Below are 24,525 nucleotides of genomic sequence, written 5' to 3'. Positions count from 1 at the left end.
ATCACCATGGACATTCTTCGCGCAGGCACAAAGCCTTCCGGCAAGGGGCCGACCGACTGGTTCACCGGAGCGGTGCGGATCGATCCGCTCTTCAATCCCTTCGATGCCGGGCGGGTCCAAGGCGCACAGGTGACCTTCGAGCCCGGCGCCCGCACCGCCTGGCACACCCATCCGCTCGGCCAGACGCTGATCGTCGTCTCCGGCCCTGGCCGCGTGCAGCGCCAGGGTGGCCCGGTCGAGGAAATCCGTCCAGGCGACGTCGTCTGGTTCGCGCCCGGCGAAAAGCACTGGCACGGCGCGGCGCCTCATGCCGCCATGACCCACATTGCCGTCCAGGAGGTCAAAGACGGCAAGGTCGTGGACTGGCTGGAACATGTCAGCGACGCCGACTACGGCGCCTGACCTTCTCCACTCGAAAGGAAACAAAATGCTCGCAACCATTCTTCACAAACCGGGCGACATCCGCTGCGAGGAAATCGCCGATCCGAAAATCATGCGGCCGACGGACGCCATCATCAAGCTGTCGGCAAGCTGCATCTGCGGCTCGGACCTGTGGCCCTATCGCGGATTGCAGCCGGTCGACGGCCCGATGCATATGGGCCACGAATATTGTGGCATCGTCATCGAGGTCGGCGCAGAGGTGCGCACGATCCGTCCCGGCCAGTTCGTCGTCGGCTCGTTCTGCCTCTCCGACAATACTTGCCCGCATTGCCGCTTCGGCTTCCAGTCGTCCTGTGTGCAGCGCGAGTTCATGTCGGGCGCGCAGGCGCCTTACGCCCGCGTGCCCTTGGCAGATGGCACACTGGTCGCCACCGCCGAGGTGCCGCCGGCCGAACTCATTCCTGACCTGCTGGCTGTGTCCGATGTGCTCGGCACCGGCTGGTATGCAGCCGATGCAGCCGAGGTCCGAGAAGGATCGACGGTGGTGGTGGTCGGCGACGGTGCGGTCGGCCTGATGGGCGTGCTTGCGGCCAAGGAGATGGGCGCCGAGCGCATCATCGCCATGAGCCGGCACGCCAGCCGCCAAAAGCTCGCCCGCGAATTCGGCGCCACTGATATCGTGGCCCAGCGTGGCGAGGAAGGCGTCGCGCGCATAAAGGAACTCACCAAGGGCGTTGGCGCGGACTCCGTGCTGGAATGCGTCGGCACGGCGGAATCCTTCGACCAGGCGCTGGCCTGCTCCCGCCCCGGCGGCACCATCGGCTATGTCGGCGTGCCGCACGGCGTGAGCTTCGACGGCCAAAAACTATTCTTCGGCCAGAAGCGTATGTTGGGCGGCCCGGCGCCGGTGCGCCGCTTCCTGCCCGACCTTATGGACCGTGTGCTCGAGGGCGTGATCAAGCCCGGCAAGGTCTTCGACCTCAAGCTGCCGTTGGCCGAGGTCGCTGAAGGCTACCGCGCCATGGACGAGCGGCGCGCCATCAAGGTCATGCTTTCCGTGTGAGCGAAGATTGGGCGGACGGCCTGTTCGCGCCCACAAATCAGAAAAGGAACAACGCATATGACGATGAGATTGAAGATAGCCGCCCTGGCGCTTGCGCTTTCGGTTGCCACGCCGGCTTTCTCCCAAGAGTCCCCGATCATCGGCGCATGGCGCATGAGGTCGCTCGAGGCCGGCGCCGATGGAAACCTCAAGCCCGTGCCATATTCCGGCCAGGTCATCTTCACCGAGTCCGGCACCCTCTCGGTGCAGGCCCAGAACCCCGACGCTGAGGCGCCGGACACGCCTTACACGGCGAATGGCTACGAAGCCTATTACGGGCCGGTCGCCATCAACGACCAGGACAAGACCTTCGTCATCACGGTCGAGTCCTCCCTGGTCCGCAACCTTGTCGGGAAGAGCATGAAACGCAAATTCGAAGTCTCGGACAACAAACTGGTCCTCACGCCGGACAATCCGGCCGAGGGCTGGCGCGTGACCTACGAGCGTTACTGATCGGAACAGCCGGCTGTCAAAGTGTTATCGGTGGCCACAAATGGCGCGGACTTCAGACCGAAATGGCGCGATAGCGGAACTGGTGCCAATCATGGCGGCTGTCTTCGCCGGCTTCCTCCTGATCGGCTTGGCGCTACCCGTCCTGCCGCTGCATCTTCACCAGCAACTCGGCTTCGGCCCCTTCGCAGTCGGGCTGGTGACGGGCAGCCAGTTCGTCGCCTCGATGCTGTCGCGCATTGGAGCCGGAAATTATGCCGATGGGCGCGGCGGCAAGCGGGCCGTCATCGTCGGCCTCATTGCCGCTGCCCTTGCGGGGTTCATTTACCTCGGCTCGCTGGCATTGCTCGACCGACCGGTAGCGTCCGCATCGGCGCTCTTCGCCGGCCGGGCGGTACTGGGCGCGTCTGAGAGCTTCATCATCACCGGCGGCGTCGCCTGGGGCCTTTCCCTTGCGGGCGGACAGAACTCCGGAAAGGTCATAGCCTTGGTGGGCACGGCGATGTTCGCGGCGCTCGCGCTAGGCGCGCCGATCGGATCTGCGCTTTACGTGGCGAGCGGCTTCGCCGCGATCGCACTCGCGACGGTCGGCCTGCCGCTTGCGACGCTGCTTGCCATCCTGCCTATGCGTGGCACCAGTCTCGCCGCGAGCGCCGCGCGACAGTCATGGACGAGCGTGGCGCAAGCGGTCTGGCTTCCCGGCGTCGGAGCTGCTTTCAGCAGCCTTGGCTATGGCGCGATCCTGTCCTTTGGCGCGCTGCTCTTTGCCGAACGCGGCTGGCAGCCTGTCTGGCTTCCCTTCACCGCTTATGCCGCGGCGCTGATCGCGGCAAGGCTGTGCTTCGGCCACCTGCCTGACAGGTTGGGGGGCGCGCGCGTCGCCGTGATCTTCGTGGCGGTCGAGGCGGCAGGGCTGATGCTGATCTGGCTTGCGCCCGGGCCCGTTCTCGCCGCCATCGGAGCGGGCCTGACTGGCCTTGGCTACTCGCTGGTCTACCCCGGTTTCGGTGCCGAGGCCGTAAGCCATCTTCCGCCACGCAGCCGCGGCTTGGCCATGGGACTTTACACTGTCTTCCTCGACGTGGCGCTCGGCTTCGGCAGCCCGGCGCTCGGCTGGGTCGCGGCATCGGCCGGGCGGAAATTCGTCTTCTTCGCCGTCGCGACGGCGACGCTTCCGGCGTTGGGCATCGCCCTGCTGCTGGGTCGCCGTAACGCTCCACGATAGATAGTCTGTGCTCGAGATGTCGCGCAACCACGATCGCTCCCGCTCCGGGCGACGTCTGCTTCCGGGCAATGGCAAGATCGACTTCTACGGCCGACATTGGGCCCATTGCCGTCGAAGTGCGGCGGGCACCTGAACGGCCGCTATTCCAGCTTAGCTGCCCAGAGGCCGTCGGGTGGGATACGACCACACTGAGAAATTCGCGACGCCGGACACCTTGACTATGCCGAGCCGCGGCGGCGTTTTTACCGAAAGTCCCGTGGTTTAGACAGCTTGATCGGCATAGTCTCCGACTCGGGATAAGATCCCTACGAGCACATCGACCGCATAAAGGTGAAGACGCGGGATTTCCGATAAAGCTGCAGCGGTTATCATGTGGTAGTCTCGCCCGCATGACGACGCTTTATCTCTATTGGCGCGCAAGACGGTGAATCCACAAAGCCGAACAAAACGCATCCGCCGAAATGGATCAAGCCCCAGCTCACGCGTCTCGTCGACGAAGCGCCCGACGGCCCGAACTGGCTTCACGAAATCAAGTACGACGGATACCGCATGCACGCGCGCCTTTGCGCAACCTTCTAAAGGCGCTTTCATTTCCGGAGCCTCACACCGGCGCCGCCGCCATCCTAACCCGCTATCGCCATCACAAGTCCTACGCCAAGGCCGATTGCAACGCCCATCAGCAGCTTGCCGGCAAGATCAATGGCGATGGCGCGGACAGGGCGCCACAAGTCCTGGCGGGGCTCTCTGAGGGCGGCAGCGATGTCATCGAATGCCCGTTCCATGCCGAGCAACATACATTGAAACCCGGAGGCTGTGAATCCCCACGAGATGGCGTCATCGCACCAGCTATTAGCGAAAGCTAAATTGGCGGACTGAGGCGTAGCGGGGTGGCGGGCATTTTAGGGCAGACTAATGGAACAATTGGCGGCTTCTGAAGTTTGAAGCGGGAAGCCCCCTTCGAGCTTCCGCAGCCCGTCTCGTCCCACCGGACAAAAGGTGCTCCGAGGCGGGCTGGAAGGTCTGCAGCGGGAGCGAAACCGCGCCTGGAAACCGACTTTCGATCGAAGGGACATTAGCGGCTTCTAAAAGTTGAAGCTTGCGTCAGTGGTGCCCCCATCGCCTGCCAAAGATCAGGCCTCGGAGAGGCGCGGGCTTCCTAAACCGGAGAGTGATCATGAACAATATCATTTGGATCGTTGGAGCGATTGTCATCGTGTTGGCGATATTGAGCTTCTTCGGGCTCCGATAGGTCACGACAAGCCGGGCCACGACCTATATCGTCAGCGTGTTCGACGAGCCCCGTTGGCGCACCATCTTGACGACCAAGGACAAGGCCGAAGCGGACGCGCTTGAGCAGGCAATGGTGCAGGACGGCGTGAACGCCCGGGTGGAAGAGATCACGCCGAAGCCGAAGCGACGTTAGGGCCTCGCCGGAAGCACCAGCAACAAAACCGCGAACGCTGCCATCAGGAGGCAGACGGACATCCCTAGCATGTCGCGCTGCCTATAGCGCCAGACCGCGCCAGCGAGCATCACGACACCGATTGCGGCGATGTAGAGCGGAATCACTTCTGCACGTTGCCCTTGAGTATTTGCTCTCTTAACCAACCAGTCTGCGTGAAGTTATCGACAATCACCGAATACCATGCTGCGCCGGCTTTGCTGGCTGAGAGGGATCGGTGTTCGCACATTGAAAGGCCACGAACCGGCGTTCCATAGGCGTTGGGGCCGTCATAGCGATGAAGAGCGTGAACTTTGTCGGCGGATTTTTGCGACCGGAGTCGTCGCTGTACATCCTGGTCCATAGAACCCGATCTGATTCGGTGGTGGCGTCGCGGTCCTTTAAATAGTCTTCCAAAGGTATGGGTTCGGAACTTTCCGAAGTCTCTACCCGCTTATAGCCGGCTGGCGCGTGAAGTCGTTTCTTTAGGACTGCTTCGCAAGCTCGGCTCATTGGCGATGCGAACGGGTTGTAGTCACTGTTAAGCACAAAGAACGTCGCAACTGCCGCGATAGCAGCGTTGAGGCCATCAAAAGCCAAAAGCCCTCCTATCTCTGCGATGGACAATCGCGCAACTGGCGCGCACGCGCAAGCCGGCTCCCCTCGGGATCTCAGGGCTTCTGCAGCCTCACCCCGGCGCCGCCGCCATTCTCGGCGATGAACTCGATGCCGGCAGATTCGAGGGCGCGCTCGATTGCAGCCAAGGCATCCTCCGAACCGCCATACTTGCCTGTCTCGAAATTTGAGATGGTGTTGCGATGAACTCCGGCGGCCTTTGACAGGTCGGCCAACGACCAATTCAAAGCGGCTCTAGCCATCCTCACTTGTGCAGGCTTCACAACTCTTCGCTCTTGTGCTATTTTCACAAGTGTAAGTATCACAACTGAAGGGGAATTCCAAATGCCGTTCACCTAGGTTCCGGCGGCCCGCGAAGCTATGCCCGCTGCCATCGGGAGATTTTCCCGCCGCACCATCCTGGCCGGTATCGGTGCCGCCTCCATCGCAGCGGTAACCTCACGTAAAGCCGAATCATCTGGACTGACAGAAGCGGCGGGTTTCCTGGAGAGAAGGAATATCCGATGAACATGATCAATCATTCGCACTTCGAAAGCGCAGACACCGAGCTGTTCCGGCTCGAAAAGGAACTGGAACAAGCCCGCACCCGGCGGGAAAGAGCGGCGAAGGTATGCAGGAAGGTTGGTAGACGATGCGAAAAGCTCTACCCGCCGAGACCTTCGGCGTGGAAGGAGACATGCCGGAAGACGTGAGGACTGCGTTCAACGCCATGACGATTGCAGACATGGCGCACAACAAGAGGCCGGCCATCTACGCCGCATGGTCCAAGCAGATCGAAGAACAGAAAGCTGAGAACAAGGCCTTGCAGGATGCGCGCACCGCCAAATGGGAAGAGATCAACCGCGAAGACGGGGTTGACGCTGCCGAAGAAGCATTCAACGCGATTTGCGACGAGGAATGGGAAATAGGCAAGCGCATTTGCGCGGTCCCTGCCCATACCCTTGAAGGCATGACGGTAAAGCTTCGCGTGAGCGACATATTGGGACTCGAGGATTTTGGCGATCCGAACGCGGCGTTCCTGTCGATCGCCACAGATATCAGGCGCCTTGCAGCTCGCCTGAGTTGAGCGCGAAGGCAACTGGTGGCCCGCTGCCTCACGGTGGCGGGCTTTTTTCGCTGACAGGAACCTTACGCAGCGGCCAGCCGTTGAGCATGACAATCAAGGGAGGTTGAAAATGGCCGCCGACCAAAACGAAGCCGCGACACCGAGACCGACCCAGCGCGAAGCTCAGGAAGCCTTGGAGAAGCAGGTCGCTCAGCTGAAGCGGGAAATCAACAAGATCAATCGAACGCTGGCAGAGCGCGCCGAAGAGGCCATCGAGGAAGCCACAGGCTGGTATGACCGCGCTGCCGATCGCGCTGGCCGTACAGCCCAGGTGCTCCGGACTGGGGCTCAATCTGTTTCCGGTGCCGTCGAAGACAATCCGGGTACGGTGTCGAGCGCCTTCATTCTCGGCGCCGCATTAGGTCTGCTATTGGGTCTCATCCTCAACGCTACTGGGCCTAATCAGGATCGCTGGTTCTATAAGTGATCATCAGGCTGCGCTGGATGTGCCCAAACAAAGTCGAAGAACCGGCAACCAAACGAATTCCAATCGCGGGGGCGCGACGAGCCCGCTGCCTCACGGTGGCGGGGTTCTACGGCATGTGTCGGGGACTTGTGGACGCCAAGCCCCTATTCGACAGGCGTTAGGTCCGGTCTGGGAAGGGCGGTATAGACCCTTGCAATGAAGCCGTGGAATTGCAGCATGTAGTCGCGCAGGAACTCCTCGGTCGTAGGGTCGGTGACCTCACCTTCGTCGGTGATCAGGCTGGGTTTAAACTGGATGTAGGCCTCGATCGAGTTCATCTGTGGGGAGTTGCAGAAGCCAAGAACGCCGCGAAGGCTTTGCTGCGCCAGCGCGGTGCCGATCGAACCCGGCGAAGTGCCGATGACAGCCGACGGCTTACGGGTGAACGAGTTCTGACCGTAGGGACGGCTCGCCCAGTCGATCGCGTTTTTCAATCCGCCTGGGATAGAGCGGTTGTACTCCGGTGTGACGAACAACACGGCTTCGACCCCGGCGAGTGCATCCTTGAAGGCCCTTGCCGGCGGAGGAAAATTTGCGTCGTAGTCGTAGCTGTAGAGCGGTAGGTCCTTGAATGGGATTTCAGTCATCGAGAGCTCGGCCGGCGCTAAATTCACCAGCGCCTTGGCCAGCTTCCGATTGAGTGAGCCCTTGGCAAGGCTGCCAATGAGATAACCGACTTTGTACGCGGTCATAGGGGATACCTCCTCGGGAGACTGCCAGTATGCGGCTGACAGCGCAGTCCCCATGCTCGAACGCACGCACCAGACATCGGTTCCCGAATGTTTGCAGCCCTATGGGCGCTGCCGCTTGTGGCGGCCTTTTAGCGGTGGGGACTAATGGGATTAGCGGGCACAATCCCCAAGCGTCGATTGCGCTTGGCGCCATCCCGCCAGATCATTCCGGGATGGGAGGCACCGACCTCAGGGTATTGCTGTCCGAAGGTCTGATCCTCCTCAATGAAATGAACGATTGAGTTGAGGACCCCTTCACCCCTTCCGGACAGGCGGGCCAACTGATTGCGCTTGTCGTTGGGGTCGGGCTACGTCTCGATCAGGCCAAGCCCGGTTTGACGTTGCTTCTTGGTGCCATATCCTTCAGTTTCATCGACCGACCTCAGGGCAGCGAAATGACGGCCTGACGGGTTCGCGGAGAAGCTCTCGGTCGTCGGCGTGTTCAAGGAAAACGCTCTTGCGCGTGTATTCGACCGTCGAGAAATTGGGCTGCAGCCGCAGGACCTCCGCCATGGCTGCCTGTGCCTTTGCTGTCCGACCAAGCTGGGCGTAGCACGCCGCGAGCCGCGCGACCGACCATGGGGTTGGCACCGGCGTCAGTTTGAACGCATGGGTGGGCCTCTTCAAAGCGCCGAAGGGAAAAAAGGGCGATGCCGGACAAAGGACGGGACCAGCGAGAGCGCAGTGGATTGAGGCGATAGGCTGCCTCCAAACAAGTCAATGCCTCTTCGTGTCGCCCACGACAGGTCATTAACCGACCCTTCATGAGCAGTCCGTCTGCATCGTTGGGGTTGCGCTCGTAAGGCAGATCGGCTGAAGCTAATCTACTGGGATGGCTCCGGTATCGTCATGGCAGCTTCACCTGGCCTCGGTATCAAGGATGGACTGATGATACTGACCCACGCCCAGTTCGAAGCCATGTTTGCAGGTCTCGATTGGCGGCGGCTCCGAGAGCCAGGCGAAGAAGGCTTCGACATCAGCAGCGGGGGTTTGCGAGATCTCGATCAGCGCACTGAGTCTCGGATTGGCGCAAAGCAAGAGACACTGAGCGAGGCCATATGCGGCAAGGGACGCTCGAAAGCTCTCGTCATTCAGGCGGCCCCTCTCCGGCGAACATTGTTGAGCGCAGATGACATCAGCAACCATCGCCATAGGCGGCGGCACCGGTCAGGTTTGTCGCCTCAGCCGGCCGGAATTCTACGGCATCAGATCCCCGACCTGCGGCCGGCGAATGACAATGTCAGGTCGGATCGCCGTATTCCGCATCGCTCTTTGTCGATGGATGGCGATCATAATCGACGGGAGGCGACAACATGACTTCTGCCTCGGCTCTGCCGAACTCCCTACCAATTTGGAACATCGCCCAGAGCGCGCTAAAACCAAGTAAAAATTTTAGCATGATCGTCCTCCCTTCAATCGAGAAACCAATGCGGCGGGCAGATAGTTCCATAGGTCCGGAACAATACTCACCGGCGCTCGTTGCCTGTGATCGATGGGCGAGGAGCGCAGAATATGGTCGCCAAGAAGACGAACGACACAAGCCGCGTGGTGAAGGGCGCAGAACTGGAAGTTGAGCACCTGGCGGAGGTGACCGACGTCTCTCCGAAACAGGCCAGAGCGCTGCTTCGCAAGCATGGCGCGGACTGGCAGAAACTTAAAGACGAGGCAGAGGCTTTGAAGGAAGACTAGGGGCAATCCTTCGGCGACGGCTATTCTGCTCTACCCGGATGCCCGTCATGCGCAACCAAAATTCCGAATCTTTGATTAATTCAATCAAACTACCGTCCGCACATTGCGGACGGCATTACAGCTCGAGGGAGCCGCCACCACTGGCTTAGGCCGGGCCCGTTTCGATTTTATTCTCGCGCCAAAACTTGAGAGTGTCTGATCGGCAACGCCCCTCCTGGTTGCCGTGCAGGGGATCGCCGGTGGCATCCAGAAAGCTGCCCTTCCGCTTTCCACCCGAACGGAGACATTCGCGACGCCGAAGATCGTGACTATGCCGAGCCGCGGCGGCATTTTCTACCGGCAGTCCCGCGGCTTGGGCAGTCTGATCGGCATAGTCTCCGATTCGGGATAAGATCCCTGCGAGCACATCGACCGCATCAACGTGAAAACGCAGGATTTCCGATAAAGCTGCAGCGGTTATCATGTGGTAGTCTCGCCCGCATGACGACGCTTTATCTCAATGGCGCGCACGACGGTGAATCCCACAAAGCCGAACAAAACGCATCCGCCGAAATGGATCGAGCCCCAGCTCACGCGCCTGGTCGACGAAGCGCCCGACGGCCCGAACTGGCTTCACGAAGTCAAGTACGACGGATACCGCATGCACGCGCGGATCGACGGCAGCGACATCCGCTTGCTTACCCGCACCGGCCTCGATTGGTCGCATCGCTATCGAACGACGATAGCGGCCCTGCGCGCGCTCCCGGTGAAAGAGGCATATGTCGACGGGGAGCTGTGCGCCGTTCGGGCAGACGGCGTCACCTCCTTCAGCCGCCTGCAGGCCGGCATGGACGAAGGCCGCACGGGCGATCTTGTCTTCTTTGCTTTCGACCTTCTGTTTCTCAACGGAGAAAGCATTGCGAAGCTGCCGCTGATAGATCGCAAGGCGCGACTGGAGGGCCTGTTTTCGTCCGATATGCCTGGCCTGCGTTTCAGCGATCACGTGATCGGCGACGGGCCTGCGTTCCGCAAGCACGCCTGCCGGCTTGCACTCGAGGGTGCTATCTCAAAGCGGATCGACAGCGCCTATGCATCCGGCAATCGCGGGCTATGGGTCAAGTCAAAGTGTCTCAACAGAGAGGAATTCATCGTCGTCGGCTGGACCGATCCAACTGGAAGCCGCCCCCATATCGGCTCGCTGCTTCTCGGCTACTACACCGATGATGGTCGTCTGATGTATGCAGGCCGCGCCGGCACAGGCATCACGATTGCAGAGCTCAAGCGATTGGCTGGCCGGCTTGGACCACTTCAGGTAGATCGAATGCCGCTCGACGTCCCACCGCCACGTGAGAGCCGGTTCGGCTCGCCGCTTGAGCTGTCGCGCGTCCATTGGGTCAAGCCTGAAATGGTGGTCGAGGTCACCTATCTCACCTGGACTGAAGACAATCTCCTGCGTCAGGTCTCGTATCAAGGTGAGCGGCAGGATAAGCCGGCCCGGCAGGTGGTGCGTTCCGTGCCCCATCCCTGATCGGCATCGGTCGCCGACCGGTTCATCCATCCGACTTGCTCTACCTGCAGCGTGCCGGGTGAAAGGGGCTTGATCAGCGACTTGGCCGACACCGAAGGGTCGAGCCAATCCGACCACGCGCTGCGATCGAGGATGACGATCTGCCGGTCGTGGTAGGGCGCGATGTCGGGTCCTGGCTCCATCGTCAGCATGGTGAATGCCTCGCCGACCTCAGGCGTTTCACGCCAGATGCCAGCGATGCAGAAGATCGGCTCCTCCTTCTTTGTGAAGAGCCACTTGTCCTTGCGCTTCTTCTTGGGGTCTTCGGGATCGGTGAATTCGTAGAAGCCGTCCGCCACGATCAGGCAGCGACCGGAGGTGAATTCTCGGCCCTCCGAACGGAAATTATAGACCGGCCGCCTGTTTGGTCCGGGCCAGCTCCAGCGACGTTGCATCATATCACCTTCGCCTCGGACGCCCCCGATCGTCCTGATGATCGATAGGGCGCCGCCGGTGAGCCGACCGGCCAGAGTTCGCAGTTTCAGCACTTCTTCCAAAATCGATGATAGGACGCTTGAGGAAAGAGCGTGCACAAGCTGCGTTGGAAGTTTGAGAATTCGCGGATATGCCGCACAAGATAAATGCAACGCAGAGCCGGAAGCACGATGCGATCAATGTCAGGGTCGCAGGAGGACAAGTAGCCGTGACGCAGAAAGGGATCACCTTGAAGGACGTTGCCGCCGCGGCCAATGTGTCGCGCGCCACGGCGGCGCGTGCGCTCAACAGCTACGGTTATGTCGGCGACGAGACCGCGCTGCGGGTTCTGGAAGCCGCCGAAAAACTGGGCTATCGGGCCAATCTCGTGGCGCAGGCCCTGCGCAGCGGTCAGTTGCCGATCGTCGGCTTCGTGCCCGGCGATATCCAGAATCCGTTCTTCGCACGCATCGCCCACGACATCGAGGTTGAGCTCCGCAAGCATCGCCACAACCTGCTGATTGCCAGCAGCGAGGAAAATGTCGAACAGGAAAAGGAGCTGTTGGAAAGCCTGCGGTCGTTGAGCATCCGCGGCTTCATCCTAGCGCCAACCTCCGCAACCGACAGCGAGCACATCGTCCAGCTGGTGCGTGAAGGCGCGCCGGTCGTGCTGATCGACCGCGTCGTCAAAGAGCTGCACTGCGACAGTGTCGTCGTCGACAATGAGGGCGGGGCGGGCGCGGCCGTGGACTACCTCGTCGCCAATGGCCATCAACGGATCGGACTGCTGCGCGACGAGTCGCGCATCTTCACCGCGCAGGAACGTCTTGCCGGATACCAGAATTCATTGCAATCGCATGGCATTGCGCTCGACGAATCGCTGATCAGCGTGTCGCGCTCGACCGTCGAACATGCCGTCGACGCAACCATCCGCCTGTTCAGCCGCCGCAACCGCCCGACGGCCCTGTTCACCGTGGACAGCCTGATGACCCAGGGTGCACTTCTCGGTCTGCGCTCGATGGGCCTGTCGATCCCCCACGACGTGTCATTGGTGGGCTTCGACGACTTCAATCTCGCCACCTTCACCGACCCCCAGATCACCGTGGTGGCCCAGCCGATCTCGGAGATCGGGCCGCTGGCTGCCAAGCTTCTGCTGGAACGGTTGGCCGGCAAAAAGATCGCGCCTCGCCATATCCGGTTCCCGACGCGCCTGATCGTGCGCGGTTCGGTTGCTCGATTCAGCAGGCGCTGACAACGCCCGGATTCCTCCATTACCAACAATTTTGTCGGCAAGGGCTTGCCAACCGCGGAATTGCATGGCCATTATCCGGATGTGAGATCGATCTCACATTGGCCGGGACTGATCAAAGGGTGAGACGGGCGCTTCGATCCTTGCGCCTGGATAGAGGCTCTACCGCATCCGAGTACAAGGAAGAACTACATGCTGAACTTCGACAAAGATCGCTTCATAAGGATTCAGAGCGGGGCCGTTGCCATCGCGGGCGAGGCGCGCTCGCTCATGCGCACGCTGATTTCGGAGGGCGTCGAGCGACTGTTTTTCATGGGTACCGGCGGCGTGCAGCTCCTGACGCTCCCGGCGATCGAATTGGCGCAGCGTTACTCCACCTTCCCGGTATGCGCGGCATATCCGGCACAGGTCGTGCTTGACCCGCCAGCCGGTCTCGACAGCAACGCTGTGGTCGTCATCCCTTCATTGTCGGGTACGACAAAGGAAGGCGTCGAACTCATGGCCTTCCTAAAAAAACGGGGCGTCCGCACGATCTCGCTCACGGGCCATTCGGACTCGCCGATAGCGCGGGAAGCTGACCACAACTTCACGAATTTCGCCGAAGACGACACATCATCGGAATCGTTCTACCTGCAGACGTTACTGATCGTCTTGGCGCTTCTGGCCGAACGTGGCGAATATGACGGCTTCGATGCGACTGTCGCCGAGCTCAAGCTGTTGCCGGGCCTGCTCGCCGATGCCAAAGCCGCGTTCGAGGGCAAGGCCGCCGAACTGGCGGGGACGATCAAGGACGAAACCTATCACATCTTCACGGGCGCAGGATCGGTTTGGCCCGAAGCCAACTACTACGGCATGTGCATCCTCGAAGAGATGCAGTGGATCCGCACCCGCCCTGTGCACGCCGCGGACTTCTTTCATGGCACGCTCGAACTGGTCGAGCCAGGCGTCAGCGTCTTCGTGTTCAAAGGCGAGGATGCGCTTCGCCCGTTGGCCGACCGGGTCGAAAATTTTGCCAAACGCTACACGGACCGTGTTCGTACGCTCGACGCGGCCTCGGTCAAGTTGCCGCGCATTTCCGCCCAGGTGCGGAGCATGATCTCGCCGGTCCTGCTTGCCACCTTGCTCGAGCGGCTGAGCGCGCATCTCGAGGTGCTGCGCAATCACCCGCTGACGACACGTCGCTACTACAAACGCGTTGAATACTGATCCACTCTCACCTCTGAAGGAGCTGCTAATGGAACGTTCGCTGCAAGTCGTGGCGGTCACACTGGCCGCGGTATCATCATTGGGGCTGTCGATGGTCGGCAGTTTCGCCGCTTCAGTGCCGGTTGCGGCCGACCCCAGCGCCAAGGTCGAGTATAGCGGCACGCTGTCGGTCCTGACCAAGTTCGGACTGCAGCAGCTGTCGCCCTATTTCGTCAATCTTGCGCAGGACTATGAAAAGCTCCATCCGGGCGTGAAGGTCGAACTCATCCAGGAGAGCGACGACAGCGTGAAGGGCAAGACGAAGACCTTGGTTGCTTCGAACTCGCTGCCCGATATCTACTTCTCCTGGACAGGAAGCTGGGGTGGCAACTTCGTGCGCGGCAATCGCGCCGTTGACCTGAGTGCCGTCATCAGCCCCGACACCGACTGGGGCAAGACGCTCTCTCCGGCCGCTGTCAAGGCATTCGAATACAATGGCAAGTTCTATGGCATTCCGCTTTACCAGGATGCCAAGTTCATGGGCTACAACAAGCAGGTCTTCGCCAAGCTCGGCCTCAAGGCGCCAGCCACTTTCGAGGAACTGTTGACCAGCTGCGACGCCATTCGCAAGTCTGGCGCGACACCGATTTCGTTCGGCAACAAGGAGGCCTGGCCGGCAATCCACTTTGCGGGCCAGTTGCTCGCCTACAACGTGCCGCAGGCAAAACTGGAACGCGACTTCGACCCGGCCACCGCCGATTACAGCGATGCAGGTTATGTCGCAGCGCTCAAGCAGTTCAGCCAGCTTGTAGAGCGCTGCACCGATGGCGCCGGCGTCAACGGCACATCCTATGCCTCGGCTCTCCAGGCCTTCACCAACGCGCAGTCGGCCATGTACTATCAGGAGATCATCGAGTTCGATCAGGCCGCCACGCCGGATTCGGCCCTGAAACCCGCCGATTTCGGGTTTTTCAGACTGCCCGTGCCGGAGGGGGCCAAGGGTGACCCCAAGTCGATCGAGGGCGCGCCGGAGGGCTACATGATCAACGCGGCGTCCAAAAACATCCCGCTGGCGATCGATTTCATGAAGTTCGCGACCTCCAAGGAAAACGCGCAGGTCCTGTCAGCGCCACCCTACGGCCAGCCGAGCGCCACCATCGGCGGCGCCTCGGAAAAGAACATGAGCGCTGCTGTCGTTGATGGTCTCAAGGACATCAACGCGGCCTCCTATCTCATGCCCTGGTTGGACACGGCCAACCCGCCACGCGTCGCCGCCGTCTGGCTCTCCAGCCTGCAGGCGCTGGCAGGTGGCTCGATGACGCCCGAACAAGTGATGGATGAGGTGCGCAAGGCCGCATCCGCAGTCAAATAAAGCAGACCATGGCAAGGGCCTCGGACACAATGGAGAGCGGCGCCGTGCTTCGCGGCGTCGCCAGGCCGCAACGGCCAAACAGGCCGCGGGCCCGCTTCGCCAATCTGTGGTCGTTGCGATGGGCGGCGATTGCACTCATCCTCATCGGCTGGTTCGTTTACTATCCGATCGTCGACAATTTCATCGTCAGCACCACCGACCAGGACATCTATACCGGCGAGGTCACCAATGTCGGCCTTGCCAATTACGACCGGCTGCTGCATGACCCGGTCGTGCTGCTGGCGCTGTGGAACAACTGCCTCTACGCCATCATTTCCGTTATCTTCCAGGTCTTCGGCGCGTTCCTGCTGGCGGCCATCATCGAGGACCTGAGGAGCGAACGCTGGCGCCGTCTGTGGCGCGCCATCTATTTCGTGCCGTCGGCCATCTCGATCACCGTGACCGGACTGCTGTTCTATTTCATTTACCAGCCGCAGATCGGCTTGCTGGATGCCGCGCTCAGCCGCGTTGGTCTGAGCCAGTTCGTCATGCCCTGGCTCGGCAACGAGCACACCGCCATCTATGCCATCATCGCCATGAGCCAATGGCAGGGATTTGGCTACTCGACGCTCTTGTTTGCCATCGCGATCCAGAAGATCCCGCGCGACCTTTACGATGCCGCAACGATCGATGGCGCCGGTCCGCTGCGCCGGCTGTGGAGCATCACCTTTCCGCTGACCCGGGAAATGACGGGGCTGATGATCATTGTCACGATCACCGGCGCCTTCCAGGTGTTTAACGAGGTCATGGTCATGACCGCGGGCGGGCCAAACAACAGCAGCCAGGTGCTGGGCACATGGCTCTACCAAAAGGCTTTTATTGAGGACAATTTCGGCTATGGCGCGGCGATTGCCGCCGTCATCTTCGTCCTCACCATGCTCACCGGCGCGGCACAGCTCTGGTACACGAAGCAACGGCGGGTGCAGTTATGAGTGCGACGGTCGCAGCCGGTCGCAGCCGGCGTGTCAATGTATGGTCGGCCATCGCCACGACTTTGCTCTATTCCTTCCTGGTCTGCCTCGCTGTGATCGTCATCTATCCGCTGATCTGGATGGCGCTGAGCGGCTTCAAGGACAATGCGCAGATCTTCGGCGATCCCTTCGCTCTGCCTGTCCATTGGTCGTGGAACAATTACGTCCAGGCGTGGAACCAAGGGGTTCGTGGATATGTGACAGTCTCGGTGCTGGTGACCGTCGCTTCGGCCATATGCACGGTGCTGATCAGTGCCTGGACGGCCTTCGGCCTGACCCGCACGAAGATGCCGGCAAAGCCTCTGGTTATTGCCATCGTTCTTGGCGGCTTGATGCTCAGCCCCACCGTGGCGATCATACCACTGGTGAAAATGTTGCAAGCGCTCGGTCTCTATAACACCTACTGGGCGCTGATCATTCTCTACACGGCGTTCCGGGTCCCGTTCACCACCTTCCTGATCCGTGCCTACATGCTGGATCTGCCTGAAGACATCGACGAGGCGGCGACGATGGACGGCGCCAGCGAGGGTCAGATCTTCTGGCGCATCACCTTGCCGCTGTGCCGGCCGATCATCATTTCGTGTGTCATCCTGCACGTCCTTTTTGCCTGGAACGAATATCTCTTCGCCATGATCTTCACGAGCGGCAGCGATGTGCAGACGTTGCCGGTTGGACTGACGTCGATCATGGCAACGCACGGAACCAACTATGCCGTGGTCTTCGCGGCCATGACGATCTCGGCCCTGCCCATCGTGGTCGTGTTCTTTGCCGCGCAACGCTACTTCATCCGTGGCTTGGCCGAAGGCATCGGCAAATAACAATTCCCGAAAGGAGCCTTCATGCCGCAGCTTGCTGCCCATCAGCTGATCGGAGCCAATTTCAGCTTTCAGCACTTTCCGTTTGATGAGGTTGCCAGGACGATCCGCGACTTCGGCATGAGGGAGATCGAATTGTGGGGGATTGCCCAGCATCTCGACCTCTTCCACGCCACCGACACACGGGTCGAATCCGTTCGTCGGGTGCTCGCCGACAGCGGCCTGTCCACTTGGTGCTTCACGCCAGAGCAGGTTCTATATCCGATCAACATTGCCTCAGGCGATGAGGACCTGCGCCGTGACAGCATCGAGCGGTTCTGCCGCGCGGCGGACATCTGCGCGGCACTGGGCGCCCGTTACCTGTTCCTGACTCCGGGGCGAGGCTACGAGAACGAGGCGCCGCAGGTGGCATGGGATCACGCCCTCGAGGGGCTTGCCATGATCGCCGCGCATGCCGGCCGAAACGGTGTCCGGTGCCTGCTGGAGCCACTGCAACGATTCGAGACCAACGTCATCAATGACGCTGCTGGCCTGCGCCGCATGCTCGACCAACTCGGCGCTGACAACATGGATGTTGTGCTGGACACGGTTGCCATGGCCACTGCCGGCGACACGGTGGCCGGCTATGTAGACCTGTTCGGCGCTCGGCTTGCGCATGTCCAACTCGTCGACGGCACGCCGAGCGGACATCTTGTGTGGGGCGACGGCATACTGCCGCTCGGCCGCTTTGTCAGCGAATTGGCGAGCGCCGGATACGCGGGCAAGATCACCTTCGAGCCGTTCGGCAATGGATGCTACGCGCTGGATCCGATAGGGGCCTGGACGCGCTGCCTCAACGCTATCGAGCCGTACCTGAATCGCGCAAAGGTGCTGGCATGACGTTGAAGAAGCTTGTCGCTGTCGGGGATAATTGCCTCGACGCTTACCTGGCCAGCGGTCTGCTTACCGTCGGTGGCAACGCCCTGAACGTCGCCGCGCAATGGCGGCGCAACGGCTGGACGGCACGGTATTTTGGCGCTGTCGGCGAGGATGCCGAGGGTGATATGGTACTTTCCGAATTGGTAGGCGTCGGCCTTTCGCCGGATGACGTCGAACGTCGCCCCGGCGACACCGCGGTCACCTTGCTTCGCGACGAATCCGGGGAGCGCAAATTCCTGCACGAATCCTTCGGGGTCGGTGAGAGCTACATGCCGTCGCCGGAGCACTATGCGATCATCGCCGCAGCCGACTGGGTGCATCTCGGCACCAATGCCAACAGAGACCTTGTCCGCCGGATGGTCGCGGATCGTGTGCCGTTCAGCATCGATGTATCGACGGCACATCTGGCACTGCCGCTCGGCGGCGTGCCGATGCTGTTTGCCTCCGGCCCAGACGATGTCGATGTCCCCATCGAGCCATTGCTATCCGCGCTCAGGGCCGCCGGCGCGAGCCAAGTGGTTTTGACCTGCGGCCGTCGCGGATCCTACTTTGACGATGGCTCGAATGACATAGTGCATGCGCCGGCGACGCTTGTCGATGTCGTGGATACGTGTGGGGCCGGCGACAGTTTTATCGCCACTTTCCTCGCCGGCTTCCGTTTCGACGGCCTTCGCGCCTCGGAGGCATTGCACGAGGCTTCAATCGCCGCTGCGCAGACCTGCACACATCTCGGCGGGTTTCCCCAGAGACCGCGTCCCATACCAGATTGGCTGCCGGCCAAATATGCCAGCTTCATTGCCGACGCCCAGGGAGCCCGGCCGTGACGACACTGCGTCTGCGACAGCCGAAGGTGGCGCTTCCGTCCGACCGGTCCTTCTGGCTTCAGGACATCGGCGCCGACACCGCGACCGCACCGTTGAGAGGCGACGAGCGCGCCGACGTGGTGATCGTCGGTGGGGGCTATACCGGCCTGTGGACGGCGCTGCGCATCCGTGATTTGGCGCCGGAAACACGGGTCATCGTGCTTGAAGCCGATCTGTGCGGATCGGGGGCGTCGGGACGCAACGGCGGCCAAGTCCACTCTTGGTTCGCCGAAATCGATCAGATCAGTGCCGTCGTCGGCCTCGAAGAAGCGCGACAGCTCTGCGCCGACACGGTGGCGTCGATAGCGGAATTGAAGGCGCTGCAGCAAAGCGGCATCATCGACATGGATTTGCGGTTAGATGGATGGCTGTGGACCGCGAGCTCATTTGCCCAGGAAGGCGCCTGGGAGAACGCCGTTGCGATGACCGCAGCGGCCGGAGAGAACCGTTTCAGGCCGCTGACGGTCGAGGACATAGAATGCCGGACCGGTTCATCCGCATCCTATGTCGGGGTCGTAGAGAGCAATGCGGGTACGGTTCATCCCGCCAAGCTGGCGATCGGATTGCGCAATCTTGCCTTGGCACGCGGGGTGATCATCCATGAGCGCAGCCCGGTCCTCGACATCGAATCCGGCAGGACGTGCAGGCTGCGAACGGCGCAAGGCAAGGTGCGGGCAGAGAAAGTTGTGCTTGCCGCGAACGCATGGCTCTCAGCGCTGCCGGAACTGCGCCGTCATCTCTACGTCGTCGACAGCGAAGTGGTCGCAACCGCCGCCGTGCCCGAACTGCTCAACAGCATTGGTTGGCGCGATGGTGCCTCAATCTGCGATTCACAGGCACAGGTCCTCTACTACCAGCGCACCAACACGGGCAGGGTGGTCTTCGGCCGAGGCAGCGGCAATTTGGCGTTCGCCGGAAACTTCGGCGCCAGCTTCAACCGCAGCCCGGAGCACGGCCGTGACAATGTGCGCGAACTGCACAGAGTCTATCCGGCGCTGCGTGGCGTGCGGGTCGAGTATGACTGGTCAGGTCCCATCGACTGTGTACCCGAACACGTTCCGGTCTTCGATCACCTGCGCGGCCATCCCAACATCTTCTACGGCATGGGCTTCAACGGAACCGGCATCGCGCAAACGCCGATTGGCGGGCGGATACTGGCCAGCCTCGTGCTGGAGCGCAACGATCGCTGGAGCGCCAGCGGGCTGGTCGGCATCGAGCGTCGGATGTCGCTCCCGCCCGAGCCGTTCCGCTATCTCGGCGCCAAGCTCGTCCGCGGCGCGGTGCGCCGCAAGAATGAGGCCGAGATCCGCAACCGGAAGGCGGACAGGATCACCAATCTGCTGGCTGGGCTCAAGCCGGGCCACCGCAAGAAATAAGCGACGTCCAGAGCGTCTTGTCCTTCACGCCACCAAGGAGGATACGATGGCTGATCTGCCCTTGATGCAAGTCCCGAAAACTTCACGACAGTGCCGCCGATGCGTCGCTGTAGCCGCCGATTGTCGGCGCGTTGCCGGCACAAAAGCTGGCCGGGTTTTCTTTCCAATCGCTGAAAAAGGACTTGATCCCCTCGTCGATATGTGTACCTAGTCTGATATGAGATCGATCTCATGTTGCGCTCTCAAATAGCCCTTTCTCTATGGGAGAGGGCGCATATATCTAACGATGAAGAGGGAGGTTTAAGTGAGGAAATTGATCGCGTGGCTGGCCTTGGCCACTACCACGCTAGCGTTCGCGTCTGCGGCGTCGGCGGGTGAAACCATCGACCGGGTTACCTCGAAGAAGGCAATGGTGGTCGCCACAAACAGCGGCTGGCCGCCGCAGAGTTTCCTCGATGACAGCAATCAGTTGGTCGGCTTCGACATCGACGTCTCGAAGGAGATCGGAAAGCGCCTCGGCGTCGAGGTCAGTTTCGACACGCCGGACTGGGCGACGATGACGGGCGGTCATTGGCAGGGGCGCTACGATCTGGGTGTCGGCTCGGTGACGCCGACCAAGGCGCGCGCCAAGGTGATCGATTTCGAAGGCATCTATTATTACAGCCCCTACGTTTACGTGGTTCACAAGGACAGCCCGGCCAAATCGGTCGCCGACCTTAACGGCAAGATCATCGGCGTCGAGACCGCCACCACGTCGGAGGATTTCGTCCGCAGACAGCTTGAGATCGATGCTCCCGGCTTGCCGCCCATCGAATACAAGCTGGAGCCCGGTGAGATCAGGACTTTCGCCGACTCAATGCTGCCGTTCGACGATTTGAGGCTCGGTGACGGCGTGCGCCTCAACGCGGTCATCGCACCAGAACAGACAGCTCAGAACGCGATAAAGAACGGCTACCCGTTGCGTATCCTGGAAGGCGGCTATGCCTTCCGTGAGCCACTGGTGGTGATCGCGGAAAAAGGTGATGCCGAGTGGAATGCCAAGATCGGCGGCATTCTCGACGAGATGAAGAAGGACGGTACCCTCACGAAGCTGACTACCGAGTGGTACGGCAAGGATTACAGCGCCGACTGAGGAGCGTCGTGGACGAAGCTTGGGCGGGATGCATTCAAATTGAACATCCCGCTCCATCTGTTTTGTTCAACCGCATTTCTGCGACACCGGGCGGCTCCGCCCGGCTTCAAAATGCTCTAGTGCCGCCATCTCATCATATCGATCATGACATATCCTGACACTTATTACCGACGCACGCTTGCCGACAACACCATCAGACCGCCGCTGAGCGGCGTTTCGCAGTGCGAAACAGTCGTTATCGGCGGCGGACTGGCAGGCCTGACGACGGCGTTGCAGCTGGCTCGCGCCGGCCAGCAGGTCGTCGTGCTTGAGGCGCAGCGCATCGGCTTCGGCGCTTCCGGTCGCAATGGCGGCTTCGTCAATCCCGGCTTCGCCACAGGCACCGACAACATCGCCGCGATGGCCGGCGTGGACGCGGCACAAAGACTGCACCGCCTGTCCATCGAAGGCGTCGATTTCGTGCGGCAGACGATCCGCGATCTCGACATCAAGGCGGCAGGGCCGCGCTCCGGTATGTTGAGCGTGCTTCGCCACGATGGCGGCGCCGCGCTCAAGGCATATGCCGAGCAACTGGCGCGGGATTTCAACTATCGGCTCGACTATCTCGAGCGCGACCAGGTGCGAGCGGTGCTGCATTCCGAGCGCTACTACCAAGGCTTGCGCGACCCCAGCGCCTTCCACATGCATCCGCTCAACTATCTCCGCGCCATTGCGGGCGAGATCGAACGGCTGGGCGGCAGGATCCACGAGAGATCGGGGGCCGTTGAAGCCAACCTTGACGGCGCGGAAAAGATCGTGCGCACCGACGGCGGCCATGTGCGCGCCCGCCAGGCCGTATTTGCCACCGGTGGCTATACCGGGCCACTGGTCGGCAGGCTGAAGCGGGCGTTCCTGCCGATCGCCACTTACGTCATGGTGAGCGAGGAGGCGCCTGACCTGATCGCCAAGGCGATTACGACAACCGACGCCGTTGGCGACAACCGTCGCGCTGGCGATTATTACCGCATTCTCGAAGACGGCAAACGGCTGCTCTGGGGCGGGCGCATCACCACGCGGGCGGCCTCACCGGGCGTGTTGGCGTGGCAATTGCGCCGCGAGATGGTCACAACTTATCCGCAGCTCGAAAAGCTCAAGACCGAACTCGCCTGGTCCGGGCTCATGTCTTATGCCCGCCACTTGATGCCCCAAATCGGCGCGTTGCAGCCGGGCGTCTGGTACCTCACGGCTTTTGGCGGCCATGGCATCAACACCACGGCGATCGCCGGCAAGCTGATCGCCGAGGCCATACTGGGAGAATCGGACCGCTACCGGCTGTTCGCACCATTTGGGCTTGCCTGGGCAGGCGGCCCGGCTGGACTTGCAGTCGCGCAACTTACCTACTGGAAGCTGCAGGCGCAGGATTGGTGGCGCGAGCGCGCCCGCTGACCATAAGGAGATCGAGGACGTGATCGGCCGACTGTTGCTCAACCACCCGGACGCGGCGCGCCGCGTTGGCGTGTTCTTCATGCTCGCCGCCATCGCCGCCGGCCTGTACGGGCTCGGCATCAAAGCCAGTTGGCTCGGCAAGCTTGTTCCGGGGACAGTCGAGTGTCTCGCCGCCAACCCTGAGATCGGGCGGGCGGTCTCGGCGGTGCTGATCGCATTGATCGTGGCGGCGAACTGGAACGCGCTGCGGTATCTCAGCCGCAAACAGCAGATTGTGGCGGTGTGGATAGAGCTGTTCGTGTTGTTAATGCTGTTTTTCTATTCTTTCGACCTGTCCTTCGCGTTCATCGCCAAGAAGATCGGCTTCCTCGTCTCGAAGGGCGTGGTGACGACCCTCTACATTTCGGCCATTTCGATCGCCATCGCCACCCTCATCGCCTTCGTTGGCGCCATCGCCAAACTTTCCCGCAACGGCGTGGTCTATGGCTTGGCGACCTTCTATACCTCTCTGTTTCGTGGCTTGCCGTTGCTGATGCAGATCTACATCATCTATCTCGGCCTGCCGCAGATTGGCTACGTGATCGGCGCCGTGCCGGCCGGCATCATGGCGCTGTCGCTCTGCTACGGCGCGTACATGACCGAGATCTTCCGTGCCGGCATCGAAAGCATCTCGCGCGGCCAGACCGAGGGTGCTACGGCGCTCGGCCTCAGCGCTAACCAGACGATGTTCCTGGTCATCCTGCCGCAGGCGATGCGCGTCATCGTACCGCCGACCGGCAACCAGTTCATTGCGATGCTGAAGGATTCTTCGCTGGTCTCGGTGGTCGGGGTCTGGGAGATCATGTATCTCGCACGCACGCAGGGCCAGACCGAGTTCCGCCACATCGAGATGCTCATCACCGCCTCGATGATCTATTGGCTGCTCTCGATGGGGCTCGAGTTCCTGCAGTCGCGGATTGAGGACCGGTTCGGGCGCTCACTCAAGCGCTGATCGTCATCCGTGATTTTCGCCAAAGCGAGTTGCACAGCACCGCAACAGCCAACTTCGGAGAGCAGCTGCAGATTGTACGCGACAGCATGCCGTTCGGCGACGTCCACCGTCGAACGATAGTCGTTGCACATCAGTCCTCCGTTTGATCGCATTGCAGCGCGACCGTGTTCTTGTTATGTTCGAACGACGATGAGTGCAATGGTTTTCGATTCCGACGCATCGCTCGACGAAGGCCGCGTTATCATAAGGCGCTACGGCGGCGATGTTGAGATGGCAGAGTTGCCTTGGGGCCTTCAGCCCAGCAAAATTGGAGGCAGGCCGTTCACCGTCATGCGCGCTAGGGCAGGACGTTTCGCAGTCACCGTTGCCTCGTTCCGGCACCGGAGCAGGGGCAAGGCCTATAGCTTCTCGCTCGCCGACGGTGACTGGTCTTTTTCGCCGGAATCTGGCGCCCGGCGACACGTGACTGGCGTGAGGCTTATGCCATCCTGACGATCGAGGCGAACGACGACGTTGCGCCCTTCCACGACCGACAGGTGGCAGTGATGCGGCGCGATCAACGGGTGGCTTGGCTCGACAGGACCTGCTTGGAAGAAGAGCTGCTTCGGCCGTTGCCGGCCGGCACGTTCGTGGTTTCGAAGCCGCGCGAAGCATCTGCACAGGCCGTGCTAGCATTTTGAACCAAAACTCGAACTTGGTGATCTCGCCGGCCATCCGCCGCTGCCACTGTGATCGAGGCTAATATCATTTGGACCTCAGTCGCTGCGTAGGATTTTCGCTTCTAACGCCGCTGTAACGAAGGCGCGTCTCGCTACCGGCGTCTGGGCTTCACCACGCAGAACCTGAAGACATGCATCCATAGCCAGTTTTCGCTTCTTCGTCGGGCGAGGGACACTTCGCAGCAGGATCGTGGCTGCGTCGTAGAGGAAGAGGGTGGGCGGGCCGCGGCGGCGGGTGAAGGTCCGGGAGAGAGTCTCCCGGCGCCCGCCGAGGAGCGACACCC

General features: G+C 61.2%; 26 protein-coding genes and 2 pseudogenes. 20 read left to right on the top strand and 8 right to left on the bottom strand.

What is annotated here, in order from left to right; genetic code table 11:
• Positions 1 to 6: 6 nt before the first annotated feature.
• From NKJ90_RS24095 to NKJ90_RS24080, 4 genes are read left to right on the top strand one after another with little or no spacing between them, the layout of a single operon-like run.
• Positions 7 to 402, top strand: a complete 396-nt coding sequence (locus tag NKJ90_RS24095; protein WP_352487011.1) for a (R)-mandelonitrile lyase — start codon at positions 7 to 9, stop codon at positions 400 to 402.
• 25 nt (positions 403 to 427) lie between these two features.
• On the top strand, positions 428 to 1,444 hold the full coding sequence (locus tag NKJ90_RS24090; RefSeq protein WP_352487010.1) for a zinc-dependent alcohol dehydrogenase family protein: 1,017 nt from the start codon (positions 428 to 430) through the stop codon (positions 1,442 to 1,444).
• 57 nt (positions 1,445 to 1,501) lie between these two features.
• Entirely contained in the window at positions 1,502 to 1,936 is a 435-nt protein-coding gene (locus NKJ90_RS24085) for a lipocalin-like domain-containing protein (protein WP_352487009.1), read from the top strand.
• A gap of 40 nt (positions 1,937 to 1,976) precedes the next feature.
• Complete coding sequence (locus NKJ90_RS24080; protein WP_352487007.1) at positions 1,977 to 3,158, top strand: arabinose transporter; 1,182 nt, start codon at positions 1,977 to 1,979, stop codon at positions 3,156 to 3,158.
• Between the two features lie 1,565 nt (positions 3,159 to 4,723).
• Here the strand turns inward: NKJ90_RS24080 and NKJ90_RS24075 are convergent.
• Positions 4,724 to 4,963: a hypothetical protein gene (locus NKJ90_RS24075; protein WP_352487006.1), complete on the bottom strand. Its 240-nt coding sequence runs from the start codon at positions 4,961 to 4,963 to the stop codon at positions 4,724 to 4,726.
• Between the two features lie 307 nt (positions 4,964 to 5,270).
• Complete coding sequence (locus NKJ90_RS24070; RefSeq protein ID WP_031260989.1) at positions 5,271 to 5,477, bottom strand: helix-turn-helix domain-containing protein; 207 nt, start codon at positions 5,475 to 5,477, stop codon at positions 5,271 to 5,273.
• A 434-nt stretch (positions 5,478 to 5,911) separates the two neighbouring features.
• On the opposite strand from NKJ90_RS24070, the gene NKJ90_RS24065 reads away from it, so the two are divergent.
• Together NKJ90_RS24065 and NKJ90_RS24060 are read left to right on the top strand one after the other, a co-directional pair.
• A complete protein-coding gene (locus NKJ90_RS24065) occupies positions 5,912 to 6,301 on the top strand; it encodes a hypothetical protein (protein ID WP_352487005.1) in 390 nt (129 codons plus the stop codon).
• Positions 6,302 to 6,410: 109 nt separating this feature from the next.
• Positions 6,411 to 6,767, top strand: a complete 357-nt coding sequence (locus NKJ90_RS24060) for a hypothetical protein (RefSeq protein WP_352487004.1) — start codon at positions 6,411 to 6,413, stop codon at positions 6,765 to 6,767.
• A gap of 143 nt (positions 6,768 to 6,910) precedes the next feature.
• Here NKJ90_RS24060 and NKJ90_RS24055 read toward each other — a convergent pair whose 3' ends face one another.
• The 3 genes from NKJ90_RS24055 to NKJ90_RS24045 all read right to left on the bottom strand — a co-directional run bounded on the left by NKJ90_RS24055 (position 6,911) and on the right by NKJ90_RS24045 (position 8,936).
• Positions 6,911 to 7,498, bottom strand: coding sequence for an NADPH-dependent FMN reductase (locus NKJ90_RS24055; protein WP_352487003.1), 588 nt, complete (start codon positions 7,496 to 7,498; stop codon positions 6,911 to 6,913).
• A gap of 897 nt (positions 7,499 to 8,395) precedes the next feature.
• Positions 8,396 to 8,689 carry a hypothetical protein gene (locus NKJ90_RS24050; protein ID WP_352487002.1) on the bottom strand — a complete coding sequence of 98 codons (294 nt, stop codon included), beginning with the start codon at positions 8,687 to 8,689 and terminating at the stop codon, positions 8,396 to 8,398.
• An 88-nt stretch (positions 8,690 to 8,777) separates the two neighbouring features.
• The gene (locus NKJ90_RS24045; protein ID WP_352487001.1) at positions 8,778 to 8,936 is read right to left on the bottom strand and encodes a hypothetical protein; all 159 of its coding nucleotides are present in this window, start codon (positions 8,934 to 8,936) and stop codon (positions 8,778 to 8,780) included.
• Between the two features lie 113 nt (positions 8,937 to 9,049).
• On the opposite strand from NKJ90_RS24045, the gene NKJ90_RS24040 reads away from it, so the two are divergent.
• The gene (locus NKJ90_RS24040) at positions 9,050 to 9,226 is read left to right on the top strand and encodes a hypothetical protein (RefSeq protein ID WP_023762019.1); all 177 of its coding nucleotides are present in this window, start codon (positions 9,050 to 9,052) and stop codon (positions 9,224 to 9,226) included.
• Positions 9,227 to 9,371: 145 nt separating this feature from the next.
• Here the strand turns inward: NKJ90_RS24040 and NKJ90_RS24035 are convergent, their stop codons facing one another.
• Entirely contained in the window at positions 9,372 to 9,689 is a 318-nt protein-coding gene (locus NKJ90_RS24035; RefSeq protein WP_352487000.1) for a hypothetical protein, read from the bottom strand.
• 36 nt (positions 9,690 to 9,725) lie between these two features.
• Between NKJ90_RS24035 and ligD the strand changes: the two genes are divergently transcribed.
• Positions 9,726 to 10,733, top strand: coding sequence for a non-homologous end-joining DNA ligase (gene ligD / locus NKJ90_RS24030; RefSeq protein ID WP_352486999.1), 1,008 nt, complete (start codon positions 9,726 to 9,728; stop codon positions 10,731 to 10,733).
• Between the two features lie 29 nt (positions 10,734 to 10,762).
• On the opposite strand, the pseudogene NKJ90_RS24025 reads toward ligD, so the two are convergent.
• Positions 10,763 to 11,209: pseudogene (locus tag NKJ90_RS24025) on the bottom strand (SOS response-associated peptidase family protein); the annotation flags it as partial.
• Positions 11,210 to 11,436: 227 nt separating this feature from the next.
• On the opposite strand from NKJ90_RS24025, the gene NKJ90_RS24020 reads away from it, so the two are divergent.
• From NKJ90_RS24020 to NKJ90_RS23965, 12 genes and pseudogenes are all read left to right on the top strand, one after another.
• On the top strand, positions 11,437 to 12,438 hold the full coding sequence (locus tag NKJ90_RS24020) for a LacI family DNA-binding transcriptional regulator (protein WP_352486998.1): 1,002 nt from the start codon (positions 11,437 to 11,439) through the stop codon (positions 12,436 to 12,438).
• Between the two features lie 189 nt (positions 12,439 to 12,627).
• Positions 12,628 to 13,641 carry an SIS domain-containing protein gene (locus NKJ90_RS24015; RefSeq protein WP_352486996.1) on the top strand — a complete coding sequence of 338 codons (1,014 nt, stop codon included), beginning with the start codon at positions 12,628 to 12,630 and terminating at the stop codon, positions 13,639 to 13,641.
• A gap of 28 nt (positions 13,642 to 13,669) precedes the next feature.
• Positions 13,670 to 14,992, top strand: coding sequence for an ABC transporter substrate-binding protein (locus NKJ90_RS24010; RefSeq protein ID WP_352486994.1), 1,323 nt, complete (start codon positions 13,670 to 13,672; stop codon positions 14,990 to 14,992).
• Between the two features lie 8 nt (positions 14,993 to 15,000).
• Positions 15,001 to 15,963, top strand: coding sequence for a carbohydrate ABC transporter permease (locus NKJ90_RS24005; protein ID WP_352486992.1), 963 nt, complete (start codon positions 15,001 to 15,003; stop codon positions 15,961 to 15,963).
• A complete protein-coding gene (locus NKJ90_RS24000) occupies positions 15,960 to 16,820 on the top strand; it encodes a carbohydrate ABC transporter permease (protein ID WP_352486990.1) in 861 nt (286 codons plus the stop codon). The genes NKJ90_RS24005 and NKJ90_RS24000 overlap by 4 nt, the downstream gene beginning before the upstream one ends.
• Before the next feature lie 21 nt (positions 16,821 to 16,841).
• The gene (locus NKJ90_RS23995) at positions 16,842 to 17,696 is read left to right on the top strand and encodes a sugar phosphate isomerase/epimerase family protein (protein ID WP_352486989.1); all 855 of its coding nucleotides are present in this window, start codon (positions 16,842 to 16,844) and stop codon (positions 17,694 to 17,696) included.
• Entirely contained in the window at positions 17,693 to 18,559 is an 867-nt protein-coding gene (locus NKJ90_RS23990; RefSeq protein WP_352486987.1) for a PfkB family carbohydrate kinase, read from the top strand. The genes NKJ90_RS23995 and NKJ90_RS23990 overlap by 4 nt, the downstream gene beginning before the upstream one ends.
• Complete coding sequence (locus NKJ90_RS23985) at positions 18,556 to 19,974, top strand: NAD(P)/FAD-dependent oxidoreductase (RefSeq protein ID WP_352486985.1); 1,419 nt, start codon at positions 18,556 to 18,558, stop codon at positions 19,972 to 19,974. Before NKJ90_RS23990 ends, NKJ90_RS23985 begins: the two co-directional genes overlap by 4 nt.
• 304 nt (positions 19,975 to 20,278) lie before the next feature.
• The gene (locus tag NKJ90_RS23980; RefSeq protein ID WP_352486984.1) at positions 20,279 to 21,106 is read left to right on the top strand and encodes a transporter substrate-binding domain-containing protein; all 828 of its coding nucleotides are present in this window, start codon (positions 20,279 to 20,281) and stop codon (positions 21,104 to 21,106) included.
• A 144-nt stretch (positions 21,107 to 21,250) separates the two neighbouring features.
• Positions 21,251 to 22,531: an NAD(P)/FAD-dependent oxidoreductase gene (locus tag NKJ90_RS23975; RefSeq protein ID WP_352486983.1), complete on the top strand. Its 1,281-nt coding sequence runs from the start codon at positions 21,251 to 21,253 to the stop codon at positions 22,529 to 22,531.
• Between the two features lie 19 nt (positions 22,532 to 22,550).
• The gene (locus NKJ90_RS23970) at positions 22,551 to 23,522 is read left to right on the top strand and encodes an amino acid ABC transporter permease (RefSeq protein ID WP_023762005.1); all 972 of its coding nucleotides are present in this window, start codon (positions 22,551 to 22,553) and stop codon (positions 23,520 to 23,522) included.
• 189 nt (positions 23,523 to 23,711) lie between these two features.
• A pseudogene (locus tag NKJ90_RS23965) lies at positions 23,712 to 24,202 on the top strand (SOS response-associated peptidase family protein).
• Positions 24,203 to 24,277: 75 nt separating this feature from the next.
• Here the strand turns inward: NKJ90_RS23965 and NKJ90_RS23960 are convergent.
• Positions 24,278 to 24,523, bottom strand: a complete 246-nt coding sequence (locus NKJ90_RS23960; RefSeq protein ID WP_352486981.1) for a DUF982 domain-containing protein — start codon at positions 24,521 to 24,523, stop codon at positions 24,278 to 24,280.
• Positions 24,524 to 24,525 lie beyond the last annotated feature (2 nt).

This window comes from Mesorhizobium sp. M0051 (assembly GCF_040323235.1).
GTDB lineage: Bacteria > Pseudomonadota > Alphaproteobacteria > Rhizobiales > Rhizobiaceae > Mesorhizobium.
The sequence above is the reverse complement of the archived record's forward strand: the minus strand, read 5'-3'. Positions and strand labels throughout refer to the sequence as shown.

What these genes read in the sequence shown, in the direction of transcription:
- ligD (WP_352486999.1), top strand. Translation starts at nt 9,726, where the DNA reads ATGGCGCGCACGACGGTGAATCCCACAAAGCCGAACAAAACGCATCCG.
- NKJ90_RS24005 (WP_352486992.1), top strand. Translation starts at nt 15,001, where the DNA reads ATGGCAAGGGCCTCGGACACAATGGAGAGCGGCGCCGTGCTTCGCGGC.
- NKJ90_RS24045 (WP_352487001.1), bottom strand. Translation starts at nt 8,936, where the DNA reads ATGCTAAAATTTTTACTTGGTTTTAGCGCGCTCTGGGCGATGTTCCAA.
- NKJ90_RS23975 (WP_352486983.1), top strand. Translation starts at nt 21,251, where the DNA reads ATGACATATCCTGACACTTATTACCGACGCACGCTTGCCGACAACACC.
- NKJ90_RS24080 (WP_352487007.1), top strand. Translation starts at nt 1,977, where the DNA reads ATGGCGCGGACTTCAGACCGAAATGGCGCGATAGCGGAACTGGTGCCA.
- NKJ90_RS24060 (WP_352487004.1), top strand. Translation starts at nt 6,411, where the DNA reads ATGGCCGCCGACCAAAACGAAGCCGCGACACCGAGACCGACCCAGCGC.
- NKJ90_RS24015 (WP_352486996.1), top strand. Translation starts at nt 12,628, where the DNA reads ATGCTGAACTTCGACAAAGATCGCTTCATAAGGATTCAGAGCGGGGCC.
- NKJ90_RS24050 (WP_352487002.1), bottom strand. Translation starts at nt 8,689, where the DNA reads ATGGCGATGGTTGCTGATGTCATCTGCGCTCAACAATGTTCGCCGGAG.
- NKJ90_RS23995 (WP_352486989.1), top strand. Translation starts at nt 16,842, where the DNA reads ATGCCGCAGCTTGCTGCCCATCAGCTGATCGGAGCCAATTTCAGCTTT.
- NKJ90_RS23990 (WP_352486987.1), top strand. Translation starts at nt 17,693, where the DNA reads ATGACGTTGAAGAAGCTTGTCGCTGTCGGGGATAATTGCCTCGACGCT.
- NKJ90_RS24055 (WP_352487003.1), bottom strand. Translation starts at nt 7,498, where the DNA reads ATGACCGCGTACAAAGTCGGTTATCTCATTGGCAGCCTTGCCAAGGGC.
- NKJ90_RS24000 (WP_352486990.1), top strand. Translation starts at nt 15,960, where the DNA reads ATGAGTGCGACGGTCGCAGCCGGTCGCAGCCGGCGTGTCAATGTATGG.
- NKJ90_RS24085 (WP_352487009.1), top strand. Translation starts at nt 1,502, where the DNA reads ATGACGATGAGATTGAAGATAGCCGCCCTGGCGCTTGCGCTTTCGGTT.
- NKJ90_RS24010 (WP_352486994.1), top strand. Translation starts at nt 13,670, where the DNA reads ATGGAACGTTCGCTGCAAGTCGTGGCGGTCACACTGGCCGCGGTATCA.
- NKJ90_RS24065 (WP_352487005.1), top strand. Translation starts at nt 5,912, where the DNA reads ATGCCGGAAGACGTGAGGACTGCGTTCAACGCCATGACGATTGCAGAC.
- NKJ90_RS24090 (WP_352487010.1), top strand. Translation starts at nt 428, where the DNA reads ATGCTCGCAACCATTCTTCACAAACCGGGCGACATCCGCTGCGAGGAA.
- NKJ90_RS24095 (WP_352487011.1), top strand. Translation starts at nt 7, where the DNA reads ATGGACATTCTTCGCGCAGGCACAAAGCCTTCCGGCAAGGGGCCGACC.
- NKJ90_RS24040 (WP_023762019.1), top strand. Translation starts at nt 9,050, where the DNA reads ATGGTCGCCAAGAAGACGAACGACACAAGCCGCGTGGTGAAGGGCGCA.
- NKJ90_RS24075 (WP_352487006.1), bottom strand. Translation starts at nt 4,963, where the DNA reads ATGGACCAGGATGTACAGCGACGACTCCGGTCGCAAAAATCCGCCGAC.
- NKJ90_RS24035 (WP_352487000.1), bottom strand. Translation starts at nt 9,689, where the DNA reads ATGATAACCGCTGCAGCTTTATCGGAAATCCTGCGTTTTCACGTTGAT.
- NKJ90_RS24070 (WP_031260989.1), bottom strand. Translation starts at nt 5,477, where the DNA reads ATGGCTAGAGCCGCTTTGAATTGGTCGTTGGCCGACCTGTCAAAGGCC.